The organism is Pseudarthrobacter sp. BIM B-2242 (genome assembly GCF_014764445.1).
GTDB lineage: Bacteria > Actinomycetota > Actinomycetes > Actinomycetales > Micrococcaceae > Arthrobacter > Arthrobacter luteus_A.
In genome coordinates, this window is sequence record NZ_CP061721.1 from 3,212,866 (window position 1) to 3,235,932 (window position 23,067).

The following is a 23,067-nucleotide window of genomic DNA, read 5'->3' on the forward strand; positions in this document are numbered from 1 at the left end:
GCTGCGCCGGAAATACGAGGTCAGTGACGGGCCAGCGCAGCCACCACAACACAGGCGGTGAGGATTAGAAGGACGGCGAGGACGGCGTAGCCCTGCCAGCGGGGACGGCCCTTGTGCGGGTTGATGTCGACGTAAGGCATGGCTAGTTGCGTTCGCTCCTTGTGGCGGTCACCCTGACGGCGCGCCGTTTGAGGCGCAGTACCTGGTACATCGCACAGAAAGGAACCAGCAACGTGAACAGCAGCGCGCAAAGCGCCAGGACATAGTCAATGAGAGCCACAGCGGCCTCCGTTGGTTTAGCAGTGATCCCCCATGCGATCTGGGTCAGGCTAACCGTTTGTCACAGCCGTTTACAAGTCACGTCAAGGGTTGCGGCCTCCCGAAGCCCGCCTGAACTCCTGCAACGCGGGGTCAGACATGGCCCGATAACCGGCATTCCAGGGCCCGAAAGTGACCCTGCGTGCGGGCCGTTATCTTCCCTGCACCGGACCTTTGAGCTTGTAACCGCATTGGAACGATTGCCGCCCCCGTGGAGCCGCTGGCCACCTTACTATCGGTGAATACGCAGTTGTGTGGTCCGAGGAGGCACCCCATGAGCAGGCACCGTCCACGTTTAATGTTCCTCCCGGCCGCGTTGTGCGTGGCCTTCGCCCTCAGCTCGTGCGCCGGGGTCCCCGCACCCGCAGGCACGAAAACCACGGCGCCTTCGGCGTCCACAGCGCCGGCCTCCACAGCGCCGGCATCTCCGTCCGGCTCCGCGTCCGCCTCCCCCACCGAAACGCCCGACGGCGGCAGCACCGCCGTCGCGCTCTCCACCTTTTCGGGGACCTGGGAGGACGTGGAGTATTCGTTCGACCACCCGTCCGACTGGACGGTGCGGGACACCACCAAGGACGACCCGCCGCAATCCGGTGCGGTGACGGTCCTGGGACCTGACGGCCGGGAGCTCGCGCACCTGACCATCCTGCTGGCGTGGGGCGCGGAGTGCCCGTGCGTGGAGAGGCCCGCGGTGCACTTCGGTGATGTGCCCGGCAAGACGCCGCTGTCCAAGTCAGGACCCTTCGTGGCCCGGTCCGTGGCCATGGACCTCACGGACTTCCCGCAGGACCGCGCGGACCGTCTGTGGACAAACAACGTCCAGGTGGTCACGTCCCTCACCGGAGCGTCGGCCCCGGTGAGCGCCACGCTGGTCCCGCGCCTGATGTACGGACTGGGCCTGGTGGAAACCGGCGTAATGGCCGTAACTGAGGTCACGCACCGCACCGTCCTCTTCATTTCCGGCCGCGACTTCGGGACCATGGCGGAAGCCGAGGCCTACGGCGCGTCGGAGGAACACCGGCAAATCCAGGAGATGATCGCGTCGTTCCGGGAAGTTAGCGCCAGCGCCTAGCGCCGGGCCCCAACCAACGCGGGGTTAGCGGTTCCGCGAGCCGTTCCAAAGCACGTGGCCCAGGCGTATCATCCGGGTACGTTGGAGGGCCGGTTTTGCGCCCGCAATGGACCTGCAATGGACGGAGGACCCATGAGTGAGCTCCACCACTACGCTCCAAAATTACTCAGACCGGGCTCGCAGCGCACGCTCTTCGTGGCCGCTGCGCTGGGGCTCGCCGTTGGAAGCTCACTGTTTCTCTTCACCACCCAGACTGACCGATTTTTCGCTTGGACCATCCAATCGGCGCTGACGGCTGCGTTCCTCGGCGGCTCATACTTATCCGCCGCCGTTCTCTTTCTTATGGGAGGACGCGAGCGCCTATGGGAGAATGCGCGTGGCGCACTCCCAGGTGTCATCGTCTTTTCTGCGCTGACGTTCGCCGTGACGCTGATACACGCCGACAAGTTCCATTTCAGCGCGGGCGAGATATTCACAAGCGCGGGCACATGGGTCTGGCTGGTCATTTACGCACTTGTGCCGATTGTCTTGACCCTGGTGTTGATCCTCCAAGTACGTTCGCCCGGGAGCGATTCACTGCGCCAGTGGCCACTTGCATCGTGGGCCCGGGCAGTCTTGTGCTCTTTCGCTGCGGCCATGGTTTTTCTCGGTGTCGTTCTCCTGGTGGCCCCCGGCACCGGAGGACTGCTCTGGCCGTGGGCGTTGACACCGCTGACGGGTCGCGCCGTCGGCGCATGGCTTGTGGGACTCGGTATCGCCGCCGGGCAGGCAGCTCTCGAGAACGAACTGCGGCGTGTACGCCCCCTGGCTGGCGCCGCCGTGACCTTCGGTGTGCTCCAGTTCATCGCATTGTTGCGCTTTCCCAGCGAGTTCGACTGGGGCGGGCTCCGCGGCTGGTTCTACCTCACCTTCCTGGTACTTTTCCTGCTGGTTGGCGCCTACTGCTGGCTTGCGGGCCGGACCACGGTGGCTTCCGGACCGTCCCGTCACACGCGCCCAGTCAGTGAAGGCTCAAGTGATACGAGATGACAGCCAAAGACTTCGAATTCATTAGCGTCTGGCGGCTTCAGGCAACGATGCCTGAAGTGTTCGACGTCCTCGCCGATGGGCTGTCCATGCCGATCTGGTGGCCCGCCGTGTTCCTCGACTCCTGCGAACTTGAGCCGGCCGGGGCGAATGGCCTCGGGAGGGTCCTCGACCAGCATGCGAAAGGCTGGCTGCCCTACACACTGCACTGGCAGTCCCGCCTGGCTGACAAAGAACCGTGCAGCAGACTCACAGTCGAAGCCCGCGGAGACTTCGTGGGCTGGGGACGCTGGACGCTCGCACAGGATGGCGAATGGACGGTGGCCACATACGCGTGGAATGTGCAGCTCAACAAACCCGTGCTGCGCCGGTTCACTTCCGTGATGGAGCCGATATTCTCGGCCAATCACAGCTGGGCTATGGCGCGCGGGGAGGAAAGCCTTGCCCTCGAAATCGCCCGCTGCCGCGCTACCACGCCGGCTGAGCGGGCGTGCATTCCTGCACCGCCGCCGCCTACACCCTCCCTTGGGCCGGCGCTGCTCGCCACAGGCAGTGCAGCCCGCCGGCTCATCCGGCGCCTAGGGCAGCGGGCCTCCTAAGGAGACCTATGGCAACGCTGTCAGTGGAGGGGGCGCGTCTCCTGCAGGCGCTTGATGAACCAGCGCGACTGCTCCGGGCCGTAGGGCAGAACCGGGATGGCCTTGGTGGCGTCGGAGGGGGCTTCGCGGATGGACAGCTGGGCCTGGCGGACTGCGGTGGTCATGGTGTTGGCCATGGTCTTGACGAACTGGTCAGTGCAGGGCTCGCCGTGGCCGGGGATGAGGAATTCGTAGCGGTGGCGCAGCGCGGAGATGTGGCGCAGGCTGTCGGCCCAGTCCTCCGGGTAGGAGTCCTCGAAGGACGGGTGCGCGCCCTGCTCCACGAGGTCACCCACGAACAGGGTGGAGGGGGTGCCCACCAGGAGGTCGCCGTCGGTGTGGCCGCGGCCCAGGTAAAACAGGGTGACGGTGATCCCGCCGAGGTCCACCAGCACGGGCTGGTCGCGGACGATCGCGTTGGGCACCACCAGGTCCACGTTCTCGCCCTCGCCGGTGGACATTTCCGGCTCCAGCGTGCCCACGAAGCGGCGCTGCAGGTCACCGTGGGTGTCGATTTCGCGGGCGCAGTTTTCGTGCGCCCAGAACTCGGTGGCGCCGTCGGATGCGAACACGGCGTTGCCGAAGAAGTGGTCGTAATGCGCGTGCGTGTTGACCACCACGATGGGCAGGTCCGTCTTCTCCCGCACAGCGTCCAGAATCTCGCGCCCCTGCCGCGGTCCGCATCCGGTATCAACCACCATGGCACGCTCGGAACCAACAATCAGGCCGGTATTCAGCAGCGAACCTTCGGTCACCAGCACGTAATTGTCCGCGCCGACTTCGAGCCATTCTGACATTTTTACTCCGTACCTCCGGAAAGCACTTGTGTTCTTCTTGGCCTCGATTCTACCCACGGAGCCGGCGAGCTTCCGGGAGGCGCTGCAGGCGCTGAACGCCCGACGGCGGCATTCCGCCGTGTGCGGCTGTCCAGCTTCGGGGCACGCAGCCATGCCCGGGTAGCCCGGCTGACGCGGTGGGCAGTGCTCCCCATCGCGGCCCGCTCACGAAACCCGGCATGATGGTAGTTGCACTTCTCGCGCCAAATATTGGGGGAACCACGTGACCAACAACCAGCAGCCCGGCCAGCCGCCCTACACCCAGCAGGAGTGGCCGCAGCAGGGCCAGGCCCCGTACGGCAACGAGGGTGGTCAGTACGGCCCAGGCAGCTCCTTTATGCAGGCCCCGCCTAAGAAGGGCATGCCGGTGTGGGGCTGGGTAGCAGGCGGTGCGGGCGTTGTGGCTGTCCTCGCCGTGGCCGGAGTCATGGCCTTCAATGGCTTGGCGGGCAGCAATCAGGCGGACCCCGTGCCCGTGCTCAAAGCCAGCGAATCCGCGGCGCCGGAAGAATCTGCTGCGTCCGAGGAGCTGGCGGAGTCCGGGGACACGAGGTCCTCATCCGTATATACCTTTGACGATGCCGGCTTCACCAGCGCCCCCGTATGGTCCATCAAGGAACCCCAGGGCTGGACCAAGGAACAGGTCAGCGAAGGAACCGTCAACTACCGGAACTCCAGCCTGCAGTGCACCTTCACCACGTACCAGGCAACCCTGGAGCCCACCGGCGAAACCGACGATGAGGCCAGCACAAAACGGATCCTGGCCTCGGAGATCGAGGGCGTCAAAACCTCGTTGGGTAAGCCGGTTGAGCTGGTCGACGACACCCGGTCGCTCTACGTCAAGCTGCGCGACGACGGCCGGGAAATCGAAATGCAGCAGGCAGAACTCCGCTTCAAGAACGACAGCGATGCCGACGTTGTCTACCGGCTGGCCGTGCGCACAACTACCAGCAGCAACGGGCTGATGGAACTGGCGCTGGCGTGCCCCGCCGGCATGGACTATGACTACGGGCTCTGGCTGGAACTGGCCGAGCGGGTCAGCATGGTGGAGGCGCCGTAGCTCCCCAGCAACAAGCCAATGAGCGGCACAGGCCATGACGGCCTGGGCCGCTCATTCAGTTCCTGGGCCGCTCATTCAGTTAACGTGGCCCACGCTTCCAAAAACTTCCCGGCCATGTGGGCGTAGCCGGCGGTGTTGGGGTGCGCGCCGTCAGCATCGAACCCGGGGCTGTTCGCGGCCGTGAACCAGCCGGCCTCGTACGCATCGATAAACGGGGCGCTGGCGGCCTCGGCGCCCGCACGGACCGCGGTGTTCGCGCTGCTGAGCTCTTCGGCGAGGGGCTGCGGGGCGGAGGGCCCCAGGACCACCACCTGGACGCCGGGCCACAGCCTGCGGGCCGTCTCGATGGTCTGCGTGGTGGCGGTTTTCAGCTCATCGGGGTTGTTGAGGAAGGCGTCGTTCTGCCCGCCCTGAAGGATGAGGAGGTTGGGGACGAAGCGCGGATCTTCGGCGATTTCCCGCAGCCGGACTTCGTACTCAAGGCCCCGGTCATCCTGCGGTCCACCGCCCCAGGCGAACCCCGTTCCGGGAACGCCGTCGATGTTCGTGGGATAGCCGAGCGAGTCGGCAACCACGTACGCCCACCCCTGGTCCTCCCGGGTCGCCCCCATACCGGCCGTGTAGGAGTCACCAAGAATCAGGAGGACGGGCTGGGCGGGAAGCTCGATTCCCAGCCGCTGCGCCGTTGCGGACGCCGAGGGGGTGGCGGTTGCCGTGGCCGTCGGTGCCGGGGCCGACGTCGCAGAACCGGTTGGTGTTGCGGCCGGAAGGGTCGCCGACAGGGCGCCTGTCGGTTCCTCCGGAGCCCGCGGGTTGGTCAGGGCGATCCCGGCAACGCCGAAAGCGACGACGGCCAGCAGAAAAAGCGCGCCGTACTTGATCCATTCCTGCTTGGTCACGTTGAAGCCCCCACGGTTTCTTATCACCGGCACATCTTACCGTCGCCCGGCGTTTGAGCCCGGGTCTAGGCTGGGTGCTGAACCGACAGAGAGCGATTTGCATGAGCAGCCACCACACGGTCCTGGCCGGCCTCGAGGCCGAACTCCCTTGGGTCCGGGACGTCTACCAGGACCTTCACCGGCACCCGGAGCTCAGCCTCGAAGAGCACCGGACCTCCCAACTCGTCGCGGAGAAACTCGCCACGTTCGGTTACGAGGTCACGCATCTGGGAGGTACCGGCGTCGTCGGCGTCCTGCCCAACGGCGAAGGCCCCACGGTCCTGGCGCGCGCGGACATGGACGCGCTGCCCGTCACCGAGGCCACCGGCCTCGGGTATTCCTCCACAGTGGCCGGCGTGATGCATGCGTGCGGGCACGATGTGCACGTCAGCACGCTGCTGGGCGCCGCGAAGCTGATGGCGGACGGCCGCGCCGCCTGGTCCGGGACGTACATTGCGCTGTTCCAGCCGGCCGAGGAGGTGGGCGTGGGGTCCCAGGCAATGGTCGACGACGGCCTGGTCACCACGGTGCCGCGGCCCGACGTCGCCCTCGCCCAACATGCGATGCCGATTGCCGCCGGCACGGTGGCCACCGCGGCGGGACCGGTGCTGTCCGCCGGGGATTCGCTCCGGATTACGGTGTTCGGGAAGGGCGCACACGGGTCGATGCCGCACATGGCGGTGGACCCGGTGGTGCTGGCATCCTCGATTGTGCTCAGGCTGCAGACCGTGGTCTCGCGGGAAACGAAACCCGGGGACTTCGCCGTGGTCACGGTGGGGGCACTGAACGCCGGGACAAAGTCGAACATCATCCCGGACCGCGCCACACTGCTGCTGAACATCCGCACGTACGACAACCAGGTGCGGACTGCAGTGCTCGCGGCCATCGAGCGGATCGTCCGGGGCGAGTGCGTCACCGCGGGGTCGCCGCAGGAGCCCAAGTTCGAGTACTACGACCAGTTCCCGCTGACCAGCAACGATGAGGCCGTGACCGCTAAAGTCACCGACGCGTTCACCGCCCACTTCGGCAGCGACGCCGTCCATAGCGCTACAAGACAGACCGCGTCCGAGGACTTCAGCCGCATCCCGGACGCGTTCGGCGTCCCCTACACGTTCTGGATGATCGGCGGCGCGGACCCCGAAACGTACCGGGCCGCCGTCGCGAACGGAACGTTAAGAAGGGACGTACCGGCCAACCACTCCCCCTTCTTCGCGCCCGTCATGGATCCGACGCTGGAAGTGGGGGTCAGGGCGCAGGTGGTGGCGGCCCTGACTTATCTGGGAGGTTCCGCGTAGAGGTCAGTCGGCCGCGTCCCTGTTCCACTGCAGGTCCCGCTGTTCAGCAGGCACCACCTGCCGCGACGCGGAACACGCATCGCATTGGCCCACAAACTGGTGAGGGCAATTCATGGGATCCAGGTTGTCACCGGTTGCCAGTCTGATTCGCATAGTGTCCTGCGTTTCCGCCCCTGCCGCGATGGCCGGGCTGTACTCGGTCCAGGTAATGGAGCCGGCGGCGACCGTTGTGGGCATCAACCCTGATGCCGCCGGCTCCATAAGTACATCGAATGTACGGGCTACGTGCACGAGTACGAGGTACTTGATTTCTTGGCCATCACTACGGGTCAGGGCGCCGCTCGTGGACCGTCCAACCGAGCACGTATCGTGCATGCGCCACGATGTCTTCCTGATCTAGACGGGACAGTTCCGGGTTCGGATCGTCCCCCACAATGTTGGCCGCCACGAATCGGCGGACTGCTTCAGCCAGGCGCTTCATTCAGCGACCGTAGGACGCGGCGTGGCCGCACCAACAGCGTAGGCAGTACCCGTTTGCCGGACCCCGGCTACCTGCCTCCTGGCCGGGAAATAAGTGCAGGAACTTTTGCGCAAAGAACTCATGGCGGCGACGTTTGGAGCTGTAACGCCGCAGTAACGCGTCCCCCGAATGCTTGAGCGTGCACATCCATAAAAGGAAAGGTGACACGATGAGCGGACTTCGGAGCGAATGGACGCCGCAGCAAGTGCAGGAGAACCTCGGCGAAGCCAGCGAGAACCTGCCTGAAGCACGGACTACCGACAGGTTTCCGGTAACAGGCACAGCGAGTGGCATGGACTTGCGCGAAGGCGAGGATCTGGACGAGGAGTACGCGGCCGCAGCAGGTCCAGGCAGCGACCTGATGCCCCCGGACCCGCCACGGCGCCCCACGGATCAGGAGGCCCGGTGATGGGCCTCTACTTCAAGAACGGCACCGGGGACACCCTCTTCGTGGCCTACGCCTACCACTCTCCCGGTTGCGAGGGCGGCACGGACTGGTCCAAGAAGGGCTGGTACCGCATCGGGCCCGGTGGCACCGTGAAGGTCTACAGCGGGTGGGCGGGGCCCGGGAAGTACTTCGTCTTCGCCGAGAACGAGTCCCGCACCAGGAGCTGGTCCGGCCCGTTCTTCACGCAACTGCCCTCAAATGCCTTCGACTGGTGCTGGCAAACCGGGAGCAGCAACAGCCGCACGCTAGGTCTGGCCAAATTCGAGGTGGGCTGGGGAATCCTGGACCACACCGTCCGTTTGGCTTGAACCCTGGTCCGGCATACCCGTAACGCGCAAGTAACGGGGTGCGACCTACTCTTCAAATCCATGCCCAAGGAGGCCATAAATGAACGAAGCATCCCTTCCCCAGGACCCTGTGCCTTGGAAAAACGTAGAACAGAGCATCCTCCGTGCGCTCGCCACGGGCGGCGTTAGCGACGAACTGGCACGAGGACTTCTGGAAGATCTATCGGGCTTGGACGTCATCAGGTCCTACCCGATAAAGCCATTCCCCTATGGCATCATCAATCCGGACGGTATAGCTGTTCAGATCGTCCTTGACCGGGACGGCGTACGGAAGTTGGGCGAGAGCCTTATCGATATTGGGCGCCTCGACAGGTTCGAGTACTTTCCTTACGGGATCATCGACCCACAAATTTTCGTTGGACGCGCCGAGTTCCGGTTCTGACCAGCATGCGAGAAGTGAGCGCAGGCTTCGGGCACCGTGTCCTGCAGGTCCACCCGACTTTACGATGCAACTTGAAATGCACCCACTGCTACTCGTCCTCAAGCCCGGCCAACGTCGAAGAAATGGATGTGGAACCCCTTAGGGATGCGATAACGGCGGCGGCCCACCTCGGTTTTCAGTCAATGTCAGTCTCCGGCGGAGAACCACTGATGTACCGGGGCTTGGACGAGCTGCTTGCCCATGCCAGGTCGATCGGGATGCGGACCGGTGTTGTGACCAACGGGGCTCTGGTGTCAAAGGACAAGGTGAAACAGCTTGCCGCCCTGGTAGACGTGGTGGCCGTCAGCTTGGATGGCCCGAAAGATCTACACAACCGGATCCGGGGGTCCCATCAGTCCTACGACCGGGCTTTGAGGGCTTTGGCCCTGCTCGCAGAGGCCGGCGTCTCCACGGCAGTTCTTCATACGGTTACCAAGGACTCACTGCCCTTCGTGGCAGACCTGGTTTCGACGGCCCGTGAGCACGGAGCTGCCGTTGTGCGGCTTCATCCGCTGGAGCTCTACGGCCGGGCAGCCGGGTCAATGGGCGGTCAGGCTTTGGACGAGGGAGACAAGAACAGGCTCTACCTCCAGGCACTCGCTTTGGACAAGCTGCTGGGTGGCGGGATGAGGGTCGAAACGGACCTCATCCTCCGTGCCCAGATTCTTGGTGCGCCGGAAAGAGTCTATGCCTCGCCCTTCCACAGCGACGGAAGTGCCAGCGGGGTGGGCCTCATTGACACCCTCGTGCTCGGCGCGGACGGCGACGTCATACCCGTGGCCTACGGAATGAACAGCTCTTACCGGATCTGCTCGCTCCGTGAGTCCGGTCTGGCTGATGGATTTCAAAACTTCGTGGATTGCAGGTACGAGGGTTTTTTGAACCTCTGCAGGAGTCTGTACCAGCGGTTGGAGTCAGAAAGCCGTTTGGTCGTGAACTGGCACGAATTACTGGTGGCGGCCAGCAACAAAGAGCCGTTGTTGGCTGCTGCCGGCTAACCCCGCGAATGAACGACCCTTGATGTTTACCCTCGCGAAACGTCGCCCCGCTTAGAATCATGGAATGGGGACAAAACAACACACCACATTCTGCCCATCCTGCGGTAAGTCAACCAAGCACGTGACCCGTTACCAAAAGGACGACGGCGGCAGCCAGTTACGAGCGACCGTCCAGTGCACTGAACACGCGGAATCGCCGGCCTAACCTACGTCGGCAGAATCGGCGCTAACCAACCACTCGGCCCGTTGCCGAGCTGGGTTAGCGGGTTAGTACGAAGGTAACAATAGCTACACCCACCAATAGGACGGTGCTCAGTAACACGATCCGCGGCAGGCCTCGCTTGACTGGGGTGGGATTTCTGCGGCGTCCGTGCCGGCGCTCAACAATCTGTGCCATGCAGTTGACCTTATCCAGCGTCCAAGTATGGCACCCGCGTATCGACTACTTGTTTTGGGAACACCCGAATACTTGGCATGGGCGAGGACGGCGTCAGCCGGACCACGTTGAAAGCCCCTCCTGGGAGGGGCTTTCAACGAAGTGCGGGCGTTCTACAGGTCCGAAAGCACCGATCCCGGGTTCTCGATGGCGTCCGCGACGAACCGGAGGAACCCGGCTGCCGTGCCGCCGTCGCACACGCGGTGATCGAACGTGAGCGTCAGTTCGGTGACCTTGCGGACCGCGAGTTCCCCGCTCACCACCCACGGCTTGTCGATGATGCGCCCGACCCCGAGGATCGCCACCTCGGGGTGGTTGATGATGGCCGCGGAGCCGTCCACGCCGAACACCCCATAGTTGTTCAGCGTGAAGGTTCCGCTGCCCAGTTCCTCCGGGGTTGCCTTCCCCTCGCGTGCGACGGCGGTGAGCCGGCGGATCTCTCCGTCCAGTTCGCGGGCGCTGAGTTTGTCCGCGTTCCGGATGGAAGGGACCATCAGTCCGCGGTCCGTCTGGGCCGCGAAGCCAAGGTTGACGCCGCCGAAGGACACGATCTCCTGGGCGCCGCCGTCAGTGGTCTCGATGCGGGTATTCAGCTCCGGGAATCGTTTTAACCCGGCCGTGACAAAACGGGCGATGAAGGCCAACAATCCCGGCGTAGCGTGCGAATCGGCCTTCTTCAGGCCCGCGCGGAGCTCCACCAGCGCGGTGGCATCAACGTCAACCCAGACTGTGGCTTCGGGAATCTCCTGCCGGCTTCGGGCCATGTTGGCCGCGACGGCCTTACGGACACCCTTGACCGGCGTCCGGGCGGAAATATCGAGGCCGGTCCGGGAGTCAACAGCGCCCTGGGTTGCGGCAGGCTCAACTACCGGGCTCACCTCAACAGTTGGGCTCTCCTTAACGGCCGGGATAATGGCGGCTTCGACATCCCGGCGCATGATCAGGCCGCTGTCGCCGGAGCCGTGCAGCTCGCCGAGGTCCACACCGTGCTCACGGGCCATCCGCCGGACCAGCGGCGAAATGACCGCGCCAAGCTTCCCGGGTACCCGTGTACGGAGCAGCGAGAGGTCCACATCCTGGGTCTCGGCGGGATTAGTTGCGGCAGGCTCAACTACCGGGGTCCGCGGTGCCCGCGAGCGCCGCGACTGACCTTCGCCGCCGGGCGTCCCGTAGCCGATCAGCACGTTGCCGGACCCCGCCTTCTCCTCCTCGCGGTAGGCGTTGGCTGCTACCGCAGCCGGCGCGGATGATGCCGGCGCGGAGGCCGGCGAAGGGGCGGGGGCGGCATCATCCGCGCCGGACTCACGCGCTAGAGAACCAACCGGAGCAACAGAAATCAGCGGCTTCCCCACGTCCAATGTCTGCCCGGGCTCGCCGTGCAGCTCAAGGACCGTGCCGGCGTAGGGCGAGGGCACTTCCACCACGGACTTGGCCGTCTCAACCTCGGCGATGGGCTGGTCCACGAGGATCTCATCGCCCACGGCGACAAGCCAGTTCACCAGTTCGGCTTCGGTGAGGCCTTCGCCGAGATCGGGCAGCAGGAATACTTTGGTTTCGCTCATTGGTCAGTTCTCCCACTGGAGGTCGTCTACGGCGTCGAGGATGCGGTCCACGCCGGGCAGGTAGTAGTGCTCAAGCTTCGGTGCCGGATAGGGGACGTCGAACCCCGTCACCCGGCGGATCGGCGCTGCTAAATAGTGGAAGCAGCGTTCCTGGACCCGCGCCACTATCTCGGAGGATACGGATGCGAAGCCGTGCGCTTCGGCGATCACCACGGCCCGGCCGGTCTTACGTACCGACGCGCACACTGTCTCGTCATCGAACGGAACGATCGAGCGTACATCGATGACCTCCAGGAAGCGGCCCTCCTCTGCTGCGGCTGCGGCCGCTGCGAGGGCCGTGGGCACGGACGATCCGTAGGCGATCAGCGTTGCGTCAGTTCCGGAACAGGCGACGGCGGCCCGGCCTTCCGATGACGTCCCGGCTTCTGTGTTGGCTGAGTGCTGAGCCCTTAGCTGGTCCAGGTCCACCATGTCCTTGGACCAGTACAGCTTCTTGGGCTCCATAAACATGACCGGGTCGTCCGAATCGATGGCCTCCCGCAGCATCCGGTAGCCGTCGGCAACGGTGGCGGGAGTGAACACTTTTAGGCCTGCGGTATGGGCGTAGTAGGACTCCGAGGAGTCGCAGTGGTGCTCCACTCCCCCGATGCCGCCGGCATACGGAACCCGGATCACCATGGGCAGCTTCAGGGCGCCCTTGGTGCGGTTGTGCATCTTGGCCACGTGGCTGACAATCTGCTGGAAGGCCGGGTAGGCGAAGGCATCAAACTGCATCTCCACCACGGGACGCATGCCGTTCATGGCCATCCCCACGGCCATGCCCACAATGCCGGACTCCGCCAGCGGCGTATCGAAGCAGCGCTGCTCGCCGAAGGTTTTGGTCAGCCCATCCGTGATGCGGAAAACGCCGCCCAGCATGCCGACGTCCTCACCGAAGACCAAAACCGTCTCATCGGCCTGCATCGCATCGGCTAAGGCCCTGTTCAGGGCTTTGGCCATCGTGATGGACTGTGGACCTGTTGCTTCTTGGGAGGCCGCCGCGGTTGCCGCAGCGCGGGCGGTTGCCGCGCTGACGTTCCCGTTTGCCTCCGACGACGTGGTCACTGTCGGACTCATTTGGCTGACTCCTTGGACGATGCTTCGCGGGCAAGTTCGTCGGCGAGCAGTGCAGCCTGCTCCTTCAACTGAGGCGTGGGTGCAGAGAACACGTGGCGGAAAAGGTCCTGCGGGTCCACGGGAACGTCCTCGCCGAGGCCCTCGCGAAGCTGAGCGGCAACATCCTCCGCGTGGGCCGCAATCCGTGCCTCGGCTTCCCCGTCCAGGACCCCCCTGTCCATAAGGTAGGTCTTCATCCGGCTGATCGGGTCCTTGGCCAGCCACTCAGCAACCTCGCTGTCCTGCCGGTAGCGTGTGGCGTCATCGGCGTTGGTGTGGGCCTGCATCCGGTACGTATGGGCCTCCACCAGGAGCGGACCCGAGCCGCCCCGCGCGAGAGCAACTGCCCGGTCCAGCACGGCGAGGAGGGCAACCACGTCATTGCCGTCGACGCGCTCACCGGCCATGCCGTAGCCAACTGCCTTGTGGGCGAGCGACGGCGCCACCGACTGGTGCGCCAGCGGAACAGAGATCGCGTACTTGTTGTTCTGGACGAAGAAAATGACCGGAAGGTGAAAGACGGCCGCGAAGTTCAGGGCTTCATGGAAGTCGCCCTCGCTGGTGGCACCATCACCGCACATCGCCAAAACCACAGTGTCCTCGCCGCGCAGCTTGGCCGCGTGGGCAACACCGACACCGTGGAGCAGTTGTGTGGTCAAGGGAGTGCACTGGATGCCCACCTTGTGCTTGGCGGGGTCGTAGCCGCTGTGCCAGTCGCCGCGGAAGATTGTCATCGTCTGCACGGGATCAACTCCGCGCGTCATGACGGCCACAGCGTCGCGGTAGGTGGGGAACAGCCAGTCGCCGTCGGAGAGGCAGAGGGCCGCCGCCACCTGACAGGCTTCCTGGCCGTGGCTGGACGGATACACGGCCATCCGGCCCTGGCGGACGAGCGCAGAGTTCTGGTCGTTGACCCGGCGTCCAACGACGAGCTGCTCGTAGGCAGCCAAGAGTTCATCGTCGCCGGGCAGCGGATACTCGTGGCCGGGTTCGGTTCCCTGCTCGCTTTCGGCTTTGAGCCGTCCGTCCTGGTCCACCATCTGGATCTGGTGACGGGCGGGAAGCATGTAATCCTCGGCAGTGATGCCGAATTTCCGCACGGCTTCGGTTACGGCATCTTCGGCCGGCAGCCGTTGGGCCTGGTCCGGCGCAGGGTGGTCTGCGGAGATCGTCATTGGTCCGTCCTTTATTTAGGCACTATTCACCCCCAGTATCTGCCTATTGCAAGTTTCGTATCCAGACCTGAGCTGAATCGTGGAGAAGCCAGTTCCGCGGGGCTATTCTGAGAGACGAATCGTCAGTTACACCGGCACTACGGCAAGGAGCTGTGGACATATTGGCACGCACAACCGACCGCGCAGAAACGGCGACGTTGGACGATGTGGACCGGCGCATCATCTCAGAACTGACCAGGGACGGCAGAATGTCCGTCACCCAGGTGGCGGAGAACGTCCATATCTCCCGCGCACACGCCTACACACGGATCGCAAGATTAACCAGCGAAGGCGTGCTGACGAAATTCACGGCCCTGGTGGACCCTATCAAGGCAGGACTCAAATCCTCCGCCTACGTGACGCTGAAGGTCAGCCAGCATTCGTGGCGCGAGCTGCGCGAACAGCTCCGCGCTATCCCGGAGGTCCACCACATTGCCCTGGTCGGCGGCGACTTCGACGTCATCCTGCTGGTGCGGGCCATCGACAACATCGATCTCCGCCGTGTGATCTTCGACCAACTCCAGTCCATGCCCGGAGTCCTGGACACGCAGACGTTTCTGGTGTTCGAGGACTTGGATACGCGTTAGGTTCCTGGAAATGCTAACTCGTACGCGGCTCTCCGGAAGCCTGATATCCGGGCCTTTTGCAGTTTGAGCATGGACGCGCAGTCTGAGGATGGCGCCGTCGCCTAGGTATTCCGCGCTGCGGCGTGGTGCGCCAGGAAAGGGGTCAGGGCCTCTTTGAATAGGTAGCGACGAAGCAACCAAAACCAAAGAGACCCTGACATAAATAACTCTATGTCCTGTCCCCATTACAGCTGGTGTACGCGCACATATGCGCTGCTCGGTGGCGAGGGCATCCACGTCATCTTCGTCATTAATGCCGGGACCGGCCTCGTACTGATCAGCGAAACCGGATGGTCCTGGCCGCTGGCCCGGACTGCGGCATCGCCCGCGGTCGGCCACGTACGCCGCAAGCTCCGGCTCCATGACATTCCCTATTTCGGCCAGCCGGTGCGGTTGCTGTGGGCCAGACGGGCTCTTCACCCCACCAACCATGAAGAGATGCAAGCCACTTAACCGGCTCTTCCACTTTTAGCGTGGCGGCAGGTGTTCAGCATGCTTGTTGGGCTGCTGTGTACAACAATAACCGGAGCCTGTAATGGTCATGGTTCCGATATCCGCGTGCCGCGCGTTTGAGGTTTTTCGCGCTGAGGTTCGCCGCTTCGCTGCGGGCGTTTGTGACCCGTGTCCGGCAGAACGTGAGCAGCTCTCTCCGCCACATCCGCAGGGTCAGAAACAGTGATTTGGCCTCCCGCATCCTGGTTGCTTTCACGGCGTGTTCGAGTTCGGCCCAGGCGCGGTGGAACGCGTCGATGTGATCTGTCTTCAGCAGCTGGCGGACGTGTTCTTTGATGCCCCAGACGACGCCGAGTTCGATGTCGGCAGCGATGATTTCCTGCATCCGTCCGCGCTGGGCGCCGGACATATTTTCCTGATTGCACGTCAGCAGCTTCCGGTATTTCCAGGCCGGATCCGTGGCCCGGCCGCGCCTGCCATGCAGGTCGTGGGCACGGCGCCGCCGGACCTCGGTGACCATCTGATTCGCCCGGGCCACCACATGCCAGTGATCGACGGTGATTGCTGCCTTAGGCAGGGCCTTGCGGACGGCCCGGCGGAACTCGGTGGACATATCCATCGCCACCAGTTCCACCCTGTTCCGCCACCAGCGCGGCCGGGCCCCGAGCCAGTCCCGCACCGCCTGCCCGCGGCGGCCATCCACAATGTCGAGGATGGCCCCGGTATCGAGATCGGTGAACACGATCGACCAGGGCTCGACCCGGGTGACCTTGCCGGAACCGTCCTTCAGGTATCTGACCCGTCGGAAGCGGTGTTCATCCACGCCCAGCCGGCGGACGAGTCTTCGGTCCACGCCCCCGTCTAGGACGGCCGTGTCAGCTGTAACTCGCATGACTGTTGTCCATGACACTCCGGCGGCTGCAGCGACCCGGGAGACGGCACGCAGCTCAGTGGACAGCCCCGTGACAATGCCAGCCACCAGCCTGCTGGTCGGCCGGGACCGCAACGGAATTTCATCTGTGGTCTGCACGAACGACCTCCGCGGACACTCTGGTTCCAAACAGGCCAGACGCCGCTTCCGGACCCGGACTTCCAGCGGCGCTCCGCCGCACTGGACATCCCGGACGCGATGAATCGGGCGGGCCTGGACCCGGGACGACAGCACACCGCAGTCCGGGCAGGCGCCTTCGCGTTCGACGGGTTCGACCAGCACCGCCCGGGTGTCGCCGGCATGCTCGGCGGAGAGCACAACATGGCCCTCCAAATTGAACAGAATCGACGCGGCATCGCACGTCTGCGTAATCTGTAACAAGGCTCGTAGTCCTCAGCAATAGATGTCTCGACAACACCTATGCTCGCAGGGCTACGAGCCCCTTCATTTGAAGGACACCACGCTAAAAGTTGATGAGCCACTTAACCTTGCGCAGCTCATCTTCCTTCTCCGCCTCGAAATACAAGGTGGTGACGTCATACAAGACCAGGGAGACGTCCCCGTCCCTGCTGGCGTGCTCGAAGCACCAGGTCGCGATCCTGTCGCGGTACTTTCCGGCAGAGGCCCGGCCGAGAGTCCGCTTCATCGTCGCGTAACTGGCAGGGGCCTGACCCAAGTCCCGCAACACCCGCCGGCATCCAGCAGCGAGGTCGGCTCCACAACCCGGGCGACCACCAGGTCACGGAAGACCTCGTCCCTCAGGCCGTCGAATCCCAGCGCAGTGAAGACACTGGCCAACGCATTGAACAGGACACGTAAGTCGGTGCCGACCACGCGGGCAGGGCCGGTGCGATCAGATGTTTCTGCACTGGCGGCACGGTCGAACCGGCCCGAATCGCCGGCCGGAGCGAGCAACCTCACCGATGGAGGCGTGGGCTCAACACCGAGTTCCAGGACGCCCTGCGCAGGGTCCTCAAGCAACTCGCGGGCACGCGCCAGCAGCACACCGAGCTCGGCCGCCGTATGCGCTGAGCCCACGTGCTCAACGATACGCTGCCGGCGCCGAACATACTGGCTCTTCGCATTGCAGTGGCTGTCCACGCCAACCACAACTAAGGCGAAGAGTCTCAAATCACGCTACGGCGGAGAAGGAGCTTCGAGACTCGGCGCCCACTTATATCTCTGGCTTCCCTCCAGCGACCTTCGGAATGCGGATGATCCGACCATCAGTACAGGAAATGGAGATGTCCGTATCTGACTGGTTAACCGATGGTCGCATCTCATTGTTATTATCATCTGCTATGTCGTAGAGACGCGACGCCGCAATGAACACATTCACTTCGCAGGAGGCGTTATCAAGAAGGCCCATTACAGCGGATGGACCGAGGGGAGAGGTGACGTCCCCTGCTACTAGTGAAGCTTGCCTAAAACCGTGTAGCCCGATAAGTTCTGCGCCGGTCGTGGCATTTCGCCACCGCGCACTGGGGATGTCGGAGTCGCTATCCACCGTGTACTCGTATGCCACCGATTCCGACGGCAAAGCCCAGCTAGTCAGGCGAAAATGCAGCCCAGGCTTCTCTTTAGAAAGGCAAAAGATTTGGATGTCCCACTTTCCATCCAATATCGTGTACTCCACTATGCTGACACCACCGGCGGCAAGCACGCGAGGGCCGATTCGATCAAACTTCCCGAAATTCAACAGGTTTGAGGAAAACAAGAACCTAGTAACGGTGGGCTCAATAATTGACGCTGCATAGTCACGCGAGGTGGTAACAACCTTAACGACGCCACGACCACTCAAACGTCCTTTTTGCAATATCCCAAAAGAATTATCCGGCATTCCCGAAATCTCAATCGGAACAGTCCGACTTGAGTAGCTTCGACGCGTGTACAGCGGATCATCCTTGAAAAATGCTGTCACTCTAGCCTTTTGATGATCGCTACCATGATTATGCAGGATAGCAACTTTAGCGCGGGTCGTCGCGAGGAGGCCTACACCCGACACGGCATGTTCACTCCGGGCTTCGGCTTCTGGCGCATCTTGTTTCCAGAACTCTGACTGATTCGGAATCAGCAACGCTGCGAATGCTTTTGAAGCCCAGTACGGTGAAGCCGGTCCAGTATAACGCTGAGCCATTTCTCGATACTCACCGTGCCAGCCAACACTCAACAGACCACCTGTAACCGCGCCCCGAGACATGAAGTACTCGATCACAGCGGACCAAATACGCCCGCGCTCCCCGTCATCCCTGACCGCCGGACTAATAAGTGCCGAAACGGCAAAAGGTGCAGCAATTGCGAACCTGTAAGTCAGGGACCTGCCAAAAAATACGGGCGCACCAGAAGACTCAACCAAGTTTCTAGCGAATCGCCAATACTCGTCCAGTCGGGCGCCATATAGCTCAAGAGCGGACTGATCTCTACCCAAGTGAGAGATGAGGGGTAAGTAAAAATGAAAAGCCCACGCATTGTAGTAATCAAAAGTTCGGCCACTTCCATCTGTATATAATCCCCCACCCCGATACCAACTCTCGGTGTATTTTCGAGAATTAGCGATAGCCCGACGCGTCTTTTCGTCGGATAATCCGATGGATTCCAAGAAATCAGCGATAACGTGCGGGAACATAACCCAATTGTTCTCAGATGGGGTGACATCTAAAGATCGTCGGAATCGCTCAATCAAGGAGTTTTTGGCTCCTTGACTCAAAGGCTCGAATAGGCGGGAAGGTGCGATGCGAAGGCTTAACGCCAGCGAGGCGGTCTCAACCAGTGCTTGCGCCAACTTATCGGCTTCTGGCCAACCGCCACGGTTCGATGCCCCCAATTCGATAACGTCCAACAGGCGGTCATGCCACTCAGGCAATCCTGGCGATCCTGCCAACCTAAACGAGGCGAGCAAGAGAGGACGGCTGACTCCTTCGTACCCGTCGGAAGCGGTACCCCACTTACTGGCTTTGCCCGGTAGATGAATGGAGCCGTCAGTCGAGGCACGGTCAATCACAGCAGAAAGGAGGACATCGGCCAGATCCAGTGCGCTTTGCTTATCCATATTACCTCCGGGCCGATTTAATGTATTTCACCTTTGAGGCACATCCAGAACGAGAGGAATGCCTTGGAAAGGTAACTACCACAAAGATTCGAACGAGCAGAATCGGCAAGACAATTGTAAGGCCATAATATAGGTCAAATGCCGAGCCGCCGAGCATGAACCGGAACGTAACAAGGACAACCACTGCGAGCCAAAACGATTGAGAGAACTTCAAGGCAAGTGAAGACATGAGGGCCGAAAATAGAATAATTCCAGCTAGAGCGCCGACATAGGAACCGAGAGCCAAAGAGAGATATCCAATTGGCGATAAATACTGACCGCTTGCTTCATATCGCAGATATCGAGAGCTCACATCTACCGAAATTTCTTCAGGCTTTTCAGGCCAGATCGCGCGGGGAATAAATGTGGTTACTACGGCAAGCAGATCGGAGGGCCGCGGTTCTTCGAACGTGAGTATGCGTTGAGAAAACCGATACCCATCCAGAGTATCCAGGCCAGACTCGTATGGCGCCGTCCAAGGATTCTCAAACGTTTGATCTACTACCTGTTGAGCCGTATATCCATAATTCCGTGTCAAATTTGCGCGCATATTTGACATAACAGAGCCTGCGAAGGCAAAGACAAGAATCAACGCAACTGCGGACACAAATCGTCGCTTGGTTCTAAATTCGTTTCTGCTGATCATGCCAGCTATGAAGGCGATAATCACGACTAGGAGAGGACTTCGCACATTGCCCAGAAGTAGGAAAATGACGCCGCCAGCTAGCAAAAATCCGAAGCTCCTCTTACCAAAGAACTTATGGTAGCTGATCAACGCGAGGCCAGAAAGTAGGAACGTCCTTAGAAGAACCTCGAATCCCTGCCCACCAGCAGCCCGCTCATCTAGCGCAGGCGGAGGAAAGATCAGCGTTGCCGACGCGCCCACCACCACAAGTAGCACGGCAACACGCTCGACGCCCCACCAGTTCGGTACTACCTGATCACCACCAGCGCGCTCCGTGGCTGCCCGCTGTTGCAAAACAAGAAGCCCAACTAGCACATCTGTGACCACGATTAAGCCGAGCTCTAGGCTCCACCGGAGGGCCAAATCCTGAATTTCAGCTGACACGGGGGGTGCAGCAAACCCGGCTTTGTCTAATTTACTCGTGATGAGGCCAGATTCTTGAAGGTGGGCCGGCACCCACATGAACAGAACATAGACCAACACGGCGATCGCAGAAACAACGCCTTGTGAGGCACGCCCCGACAGACAGTGTCTCAGCCAACGGGCTAAGCCCAGAAAAGCCACGACTAGGAATAGCGCTTCATGCAAAGGAATACAGCCTGTCAATAGTAGTCTGGTAGAGGGCCTCCGCCACTCTCCACCACGGCACGCCTTCCAACACTACGACCGCGAACCGTCCCGGCAAATTTCTCTAATCAAGCTGTAATGAGCATCCGCCCACACCTTCTCCGATCGCAGCCGCAGGGAGGCCTCCGGCAATTTCTGGCTCACCAGACTCGCGGCGTCCGAAATAACCTTGGCCAAACCTTCGCCCGTGGGGTAAAACGTGGTGCATAACAGTTCGCGGGCTTCACTCGCAGCATGACAATCTTCGGCAATCAACACAGGAACCCCCAAGCGTCTTGCCTCAAGCATAATCATCGGAGAGCCCTCGCGGGCTTCACGCCCAGAAGTGATCACAACCGCGCTGCATGAGGCCACAACCGGCAAGACGGGCGTAACCAGCCCAAGAAACTGTACATTTTCGGGGCTAATTGATTCGTAATAACCACGGTCTGGTCCATCACCAGCAATCAGAACTTGTATCTCTGGCTTCAATCTAGCGGCTTCGATCAGCAGCTCAATTCGTTTAGAACGATGCAGTCTACCCGCAAAGAGAAGGCTGGTAGCTGCGGGAGGACGCCGCTCAACTTGCACTCCGCCAACGTCGATGGAAGGCATGGGATTGGGAATAACCCGACTGGATATTCCTTGGGACAGCAAGGACTCAGAAACACCCTTGCTTACAGCAACAACAGAACAATACCGGGACTGTCTGGCTAGAAGGCGGAGACCTCCAGGAGGAAAGTTCTCAGGCAGCGGCCCATGCTCGGTCCACAGAATCGGAAGTCCCCGGAGAAAGAATGGCAATGTCAACTTCTCTTTAAAATACTGGACGTGGATAACGTCATAACTCTTTCGCTTTGCGATTTTGTAAGAGTTGATCATTGGAGCAACCAAGCTAAAAATTTGGAAAATCAAACCTCGTCTGCGAGTGAGCTTCGGGGACCTTCCGACCGGCCGGACGGCGCCTACAACTTTTGGCCATTGCGGAAGGCTACCCACCAGGTCAACGGTAACCCGGCCGTCTTTGACGAGATGACTATACAGTCTATACAGGTACTGCTCACCGCCACCGGAGATGTCAGAACTCACGATCAAACCGACTCGAATGGGCTCTCTTGCAATATCATTTTCCGCGCGCACTGTTAATAACCCCCACTAGACTAGTCGATTCTATTTCCGTTACACCGCGCCTCGAGGGGCGATTTCTAAACACAAAAAGAATGAGAATTGCAATAAATAAGGCCGACACTTGGCTGAATAGAGAAATATAGGCAGCACGCGTGCTGTTCATAGCATCGCCGACGTAGATGAATCCTGCAATTGTTACCAGTAATCCTCCCAGCGGGATCAACGAAGACATTGCAGGCTTACCCCGACCTGCAATTATTGAAATCAGGGTCATTGAAATGCATGCAAAGCCCGTGCCGATTACTAGGACTTGGACGGAAGCTACGCTCGGAACGAAACTTGCTCCAAAAAACAGAGGTACAAGCCCCGGAGCAATGGTGGCCAAAATTGCACTCGCCCCTACGGCCGCCACCAGAAATGGGCCGACCGCCTTAGCCACTTGTAAGGTCGAGGCACCCTTTCCTGACTCGTGCAAGGCGTTCCTTGCCGCCAGAGCCCCGAAGATCAGAGGCACCTCTGCGACAGTCACGGCAATTGAATAGTAGCCGAGTTCCCGGCTCGGAGAGACCAAAGGGAGAAGGACCTGGTCCAAACGATTATTGGCTACGATAGCAATGGTCCCCAGCGAAGCCCCAAGCGAGTATTTGGCAACTTCCGCATACCGGATCCGTCCCCGCCCGAAAACTACACCGCTCCCAGGTGTCCAAAGTATCAAGGCCGCGACGCAGAAAGCGGCTAGCGATCCTAGTGCAAACGATGGCGCATACGCTATTCCTAGGAACGCCAGAACAACAACCACTGCGAAACGCAGCAAGGCAAAGCTGAATCTTTCAGCATCAAGTTTCCGCCAGCGACCTTGTCCTTGCCAAAATCCGCGTCTAATTTGGATTACAGCAGATGGAAATATAATAGCCCAACATAAAATTAAACTGCCTAACGGAAGGTTTTGTTGCCTACTCACCTCCCCGGCGTAGATGCACATGCCGATAAACGTCAGCACGGCTGGAACGATAGCCAAAACGATCCCTCTGCGATAGACAGAACCCGCTCTAGCCCCTTTTGCAGAAAAATAGGCGACGGCCGCAGGAATGCCCAAGCTTGCTACCGCACCTGCTAAAGTAATTGGTTCCATTATGCTCGCGAACTGCCCGCGCCCATCGGGACCCAACGCGCGGGCAAGTATCGGGCCACTGAGCAGCCCAAGGATCGGGCCGGCGCCATAAGCGAGTGAACCGCGAAGAATCGGCCAAAGCCTTCGCACAAATG

26 protein-coding genes are annotated in these 23,067 nt (G+C 61.4%); 11 read left to right on the top strand and 15 right to left on the bottom strand.

Translation table 11 applies throughout. From position 1 onward, the window contains the following. Positions 1–142 precede the first annotated feature (142 nt). Positions 143–280: a hypothetical protein gene (locus tag IDT60_RS14800; protein WP_191079604.1), complete on the bottom strand. Its 138-nt coding sequence runs from the start codon at positions 278–280 to the stop codon at positions 143–145. Positions 281–592: 312 nt separating this feature from the next. On the opposite strand from IDT60_RS14800, the gene IDT60_RS14805 reads away from it, so the two are divergent. The 3 genes from IDT60_RS14805 (at position 593) to IDT60_RS14815 (ending at position 3,015) form a co-directional block, all read left to right on the top strand. Continuing rightward, on the top strand, positions 593–1,390 hold the full coding sequence (locus IDT60_RS14805) for a hypothetical protein (protein ID WP_191079605.1): 798 nt from the start codon (positions 593–595) through the stop codon (positions 1,388–1,390). A 132-nt stretch (positions 1,391–1,522) separates the two neighbouring features. Next, a complete protein-coding gene (locus IDT60_RS14810; protein WP_191079606.1) occupies positions 1,523–2,419 on the top strand; it encodes a hypothetical protein in 897 nt (298 codons plus the stop codon). Next, entirely contained in the window at positions 2,416–3,015 is a 600-nt protein-coding gene (locus IDT60_RS14815) for a polyketide cyclase (RefSeq protein ID WP_191079607.1), read from the top strand. Before IDT60_RS14810 ends, IDT60_RS14815 begins: the two co-directional genes overlap by 4 nt. Positions 3,016–3,035: 20 nt before the next feature. Here IDT60_RS14815 and IDT60_RS14820 read toward each other — a convergent pair whose 3' ends face one another. Next, the gene (locus IDT60_RS14820) at positions 3,036–3,851 is read right to left on the bottom strand and encodes an MBL fold metallo-hydrolase (protein WP_191079608.1); all 816 of its coding nucleotides are present in this window, start codon (positions 3,849–3,851) and stop codon (positions 3,036–3,038) included. Positions 3,852–4,113: 262 nt separating this feature from the next. Here IDT60_RS14820 and IDT60_RS14825 point away from each other — a divergent pair, with 262 nt between their 5' ends. Then, on the top strand, positions 4,114–4,950 hold the full coding sequence (locus IDT60_RS14825; protein ID WP_191079609.1) for a hypothetical protein: 837 nt from the start codon (positions 4,114–4,116) through the stop codon (positions 4,948–4,950). A gap of 71 nt (positions 4,951–5,021) precedes the next feature. Here IDT60_RS14825 and IDT60_RS14830 read toward each other — a convergent pair whose 3' ends face one another. Further along, positions 5,022–5,849, bottom strand: a complete 828-nt coding sequence (locus IDT60_RS14830; protein ID WP_191079610.1) for an SGNH/GDSL hydrolase family protein — start codon at positions 5,847–5,849, stop codon at positions 5,022–5,024. 101 nt (positions 5,850–5,950) lie between these two features. On the opposite strand from IDT60_RS14830, the gene IDT60_RS14835 reads away from it, so the two are divergent. After that, positions 5,951–7,183 (top strand): amidohydrolase, encoded by a 1,233-nt coding sequence (locus IDT60_RS14835; protein WP_191079611.1) that lies wholly within the window; start codon positions 5,951–5,953, stop codon positions 7,181–7,183. Positions 7,184–7,186: 3 nt separating this feature from the next. Here the strand turns inward: IDT60_RS14835 and IDT60_RS14840 are convergent, their stop codons facing one another. Together IDT60_RS14840 and IDT60_RS14845 are read right to left on the bottom strand one after the other, a co-directional pair. Further along, positions 7,187–7,420 (bottom strand): hypothetical protein, encoded by a 234-nt coding sequence (locus IDT60_RS14840; protein ID WP_191079612.1) that lies wholly within the window; start codon positions 7,418–7,420, stop codon positions 7,187–7,189. A gap of 85 nt (positions 7,421–7,505) precedes the next feature. Continuing rightward, the gene (locus tag IDT60_RS14845) at positions 7,506–7,664 is read right to left on the bottom strand and encodes a hypothetical protein (RefSeq protein ID WP_191079613.1); all 159 of its coding nucleotides are present in this window, start codon (positions 7,662–7,664) and stop codon (positions 7,506–7,508) included. Between the two features lie 208 nt (positions 7,665–7,872). Here IDT60_RS14845 and IDT60_RS14850 point away from each other — a divergent pair, with 208 nt between their 5' ends. From IDT60_RS14850 to IDT60_RS14865, 4 genes are all read left to right on the top strand, one after another. Beyond that, complete coding sequence (locus IDT60_RS14850) at positions 7,873–8,112, top strand: hypothetical protein (protein WP_191079614.1); 240 nt, start codon at positions 7,873–7,875, stop codon at positions 8,110–8,112. Continuing rightward, positions 8,112–8,459, top strand: coding sequence for a DUF1036 domain-containing protein (locus IDT60_RS14855; protein ID WP_191079615.1), 348 nt, complete (start codon positions 8,112–8,114; stop codon positions 8,457–8,459). Before IDT60_RS14850 ends, IDT60_RS14855 begins: the two co-directional genes overlap by 1 nt. 79 nt (positions 8,460–8,538) lie before the next feature. Continuing rightward, positions 8,539–8,880 (top strand): hypothetical protein, encoded by a 342-nt coding sequence (locus tag IDT60_RS14860; RefSeq protein ID WP_191079616.1) that lies wholly within the window; start codon positions 8,539–8,541, stop codon positions 8,878–8,880. 5 nt (positions 8,881–8,885) lie between these two features. Beyond that, positions 8,886–9,917 carry a radical SAM protein gene (locus IDT60_RS14865; protein ID WP_223883734.1) on the top strand — a complete coding sequence of 344 codons (1,032 nt, stop codon included), beginning with the start codon at positions 8,886–8,888 and terminating at the stop codon, positions 9,915–9,917. 549 nt (positions 9,918–10,466) lie between these two features. On the opposite strand, the gene IDT60_RS14870 is transcribed toward IDT60_RS14865, so the two are convergent. Genes IDT60_RS14870 through IDT60_RS14880 form a run of 3 tightly spaced genes read right to left on the bottom strand, consistent with a single transcriptional unit; the run spans position 10,467 to position 14,245 of the window. After that, on the bottom strand, positions 10,467–11,915 hold the full coding sequence (locus IDT60_RS14870; RefSeq protein WP_191079618.1) for a dihydrolipoamide acetyltransferase family protein: 1,449 nt from the start codon (positions 11,913–11,915) through the stop codon (positions 10,467–10,469). A gap of 3 nt (positions 11,916–11,918) precedes the next feature. Further along, complete coding sequence (locus IDT60_RS14875; protein ID WP_191079619.1) at positions 11,919–13,031, bottom strand: alpha-ketoacid dehydrogenase subunit beta; 1,113 nt, start codon at positions 13,029–13,031, stop codon at positions 11,919–11,921. Then, entirely contained in the window at positions 13,028–14,245 is a 1,218-nt protein-coding gene (locus IDT60_RS14880) for a thiamine pyrophosphate-dependent dehydrogenase E1 component subunit alpha (protein ID WP_191079620.1), read from the bottom strand. The genes IDT60_RS14875 and IDT60_RS14880 overlap by 4 nt, the downstream gene beginning before the upstream one ends. A 161-nt stretch (positions 14,246–14,406) precedes the next feature. Between IDT60_RS14880 and IDT60_RS14885 the strand changes: the two genes are divergently transcribed. After that, positions 14,407–14,871 (top strand): Lrp/AsnC family transcriptional regulator, encoded by a 465-nt coding sequence (locus IDT60_RS14885; RefSeq protein WP_191079621.1) that lies wholly within the window; start codon positions 14,407–14,409, stop codon positions 14,869–14,871. A gap of 210 nt (positions 14,872–15,081) precedes the next feature. Further along, a complete protein-coding gene (locus tag IDT60_RS14890) occupies positions 15,082–15,363 on the top strand; it encodes a hypothetical protein (RefSeq protein ID WP_191079622.1) in 282 nt (93 codons plus the stop codon). A 34-nt stretch (positions 15,364–15,397) separates the two neighbouring features. Here IDT60_RS14890 and IDT60_RS14895 read toward each other — a convergent pair whose 3' ends face one another. The 7 genes from IDT60_RS14895 to IDT60_RS14925 form a co-directional block, all read right to left on the bottom strand. Further along, positions 15,398–16,675 carry an ISL3 family transposase gene (locus tag IDT60_RS14895; RefSeq protein ID WP_191079623.1) on the bottom strand — a complete coding sequence of 426 codons (1,278 nt, stop codon included), beginning with the start codon at positions 16,673–16,675 and terminating at the stop codon, positions 15,398–15,400. Between the two features lie 82 nt (positions 16,676–16,757). Next, positions 16,758–16,940, bottom strand: coding sequence for a hypothetical protein (locus IDT60_RS14900; RefSeq protein ID WP_191079624.1), 183 nt, complete (start codon positions 16,938–16,940; stop codon positions 16,758–16,760). Next, entirely contained in the window at positions 16,937–17,332 is a 396-nt protein-coding gene (locus IDT60_RS14905; RefSeq protein ID WP_191079625.1) for a hypothetical protein, read from the bottom strand. Before IDT60_RS14905 ends, IDT60_RS14900 begins: the two co-directional genes overlap by 4 nt. 136 nt (positions 17,333–17,468) lie before the next feature. Then, entirely contained in the window at positions 17,469–19,343 is a 1,875-nt protein-coding gene (locus IDT60_RS14910; RefSeq protein ID WP_191079626.1) for a DUF2264 domain-containing protein, read from the bottom strand. Between the two features lies 1 nt (position 19,344). Further along, entirely contained in the window at positions 19,345–20,655 is a 1,311-nt protein-coding gene (locus IDT60_RS14915; RefSeq protein ID WP_191079627.1) for a hypothetical protein, read from the bottom strand. A 72-nt stretch (positions 20,656–20,727) separates the two neighbouring features. Next, positions 20,728–21,813, bottom strand: a complete 1,086-nt coding sequence (locus IDT60_RS14920; protein WP_370590693.1) for a glycosyltransferase — start codon at positions 21,811–21,813, stop codon at positions 20,728–20,730. Next, on the bottom strand, positions 21,797–23,062 hold the full coding sequence (locus tag IDT60_RS14925; RefSeq protein ID WP_223883988.1) for an oligosaccharide flippase family protein: 1,266 nt from the start codon (positions 23,060–23,062) through the stop codon (positions 21,797–21,799). The genes IDT60_RS14920 and IDT60_RS14925 overlap by 17 nt, the downstream gene beginning before the upstream one ends. Positions 23,063–23,067 lie beyond the last annotated feature (5 nt).

Bases quoted from the DNA above. Each gene is read 5' to 3' on its own strand.
- IDT60_RS14805 (WP_191079605.1), top strand. From the start codon at position 593: ATGAGCAGGCACCGTCCACGTTTAATGTTCCTCCCGGCCGCGTTGTGC.
- IDT60_RS14810 (WP_191079606.1), top strand. From the start codon at position 1,523: ATGAGTGAGCTCCACCACTACGCTCCAAAATTACTCAGACCGGGCTCG.
- IDT60_RS14815 (WP_191079607.1), top strand. From the start codon at position 2,416: ATGACAGCCAAAGACTTCGAATTCATTAGCGTCTGGCGGCTTCAGGCA.
- IDT60_RS14820 (WP_191079608.1), bottom strand. From the start codon at position 3,851: ATGTCAGAATGGCTCGAAGTCGGCGCGGACAATTACGTGCTGGTGACC.
- IDT60_RS14835 (WP_191079611.1), top strand. From the start codon at position 5,951: ATGAGCAGCCACCACACGGTCCTGGCCGGCCTCGAGGCCGAACTCCCT.
- IDT60_RS14840 (WP_191079612.1), bottom strand. From the start codon at position 7,420: ATGCCCACAACGGTCGCCGCCGGCTCCATTACCTGGACCGAGTACAGC.
- IDT60_RS14845 (WP_191079613.1), bottom strand. From the start codon at position 7,664: ATGAAGCGCCTGGCTGAAGCAGTCCGCCGATTCGTGGCGGCCAACATT.
- IDT60_RS14850 (WP_191079614.1), top strand. From the start codon at position 7,873: ATGAGCGGACTTCGGAGCGAATGGACGCCGCAGCAAGTGCAGGAGAAC.
- IDT60_RS14855 (WP_191079615.1), top strand. From the start codon at position 8,112: ATGGGCCTCTACTTCAAGAACGGCACCGGGGACACCCTCTTCGTGGCC.
- IDT60_RS14860 (WP_191079616.1), top strand. From the start codon at position 8,539: ATGAACGAAGCATCCCTTCCCCAGGACCCTGTGCCTTGGAAAAACGTA.
- IDT60_RS14865 (WP_223883734.1), top strand. From the start codon at position 8,886: ATGCGAGAAGTGAGCGCAGGCTTCGGGCACCGTGTCCTGCAGGTCCAC.
- IDT60_RS14870 (WP_191079618.1), bottom strand. From the start codon at position 11,915: ATGAGCGAAACCAAAGTATTCCTGCTGCCCGATCTCGGCGAAGGCCTC.
- IDT60_RS14875 (WP_191079619.1), bottom strand. From the start codon at position 13,031: ATGAGTCCGACAGTGACCACGTCGTCGGAGGCAAACGGGAACGTCAGC.
- IDT60_RS14880 (WP_191079620.1), bottom strand. From the start codon at position 14,245: ATGACGATCTCCGCAGACCACCCTGCGCCGGACCAGGCCCAACGGCTG.
- IDT60_RS14890 (WP_191079622.1), top strand. From the start codon at position 15,082: ATGTCCTGTCCCCATTACAGCTGGTGTACGCGCACATATGCGCTGCTC.
- IDT60_RS14900 (WP_191079624.1), bottom strand. From the start codon at position 16,940: ATGAAGCGGACTCTCGGCCGGGCCTCTGCCGGAAAGTACCGCGACAGG.
- IDT60_RS14910 (WP_191079626.1), bottom strand. From the start codon at position 19,343: ATGGATAAGCAAAGCGCACTGGATCTGGCCGATGTCCTCCTTTCTGCT.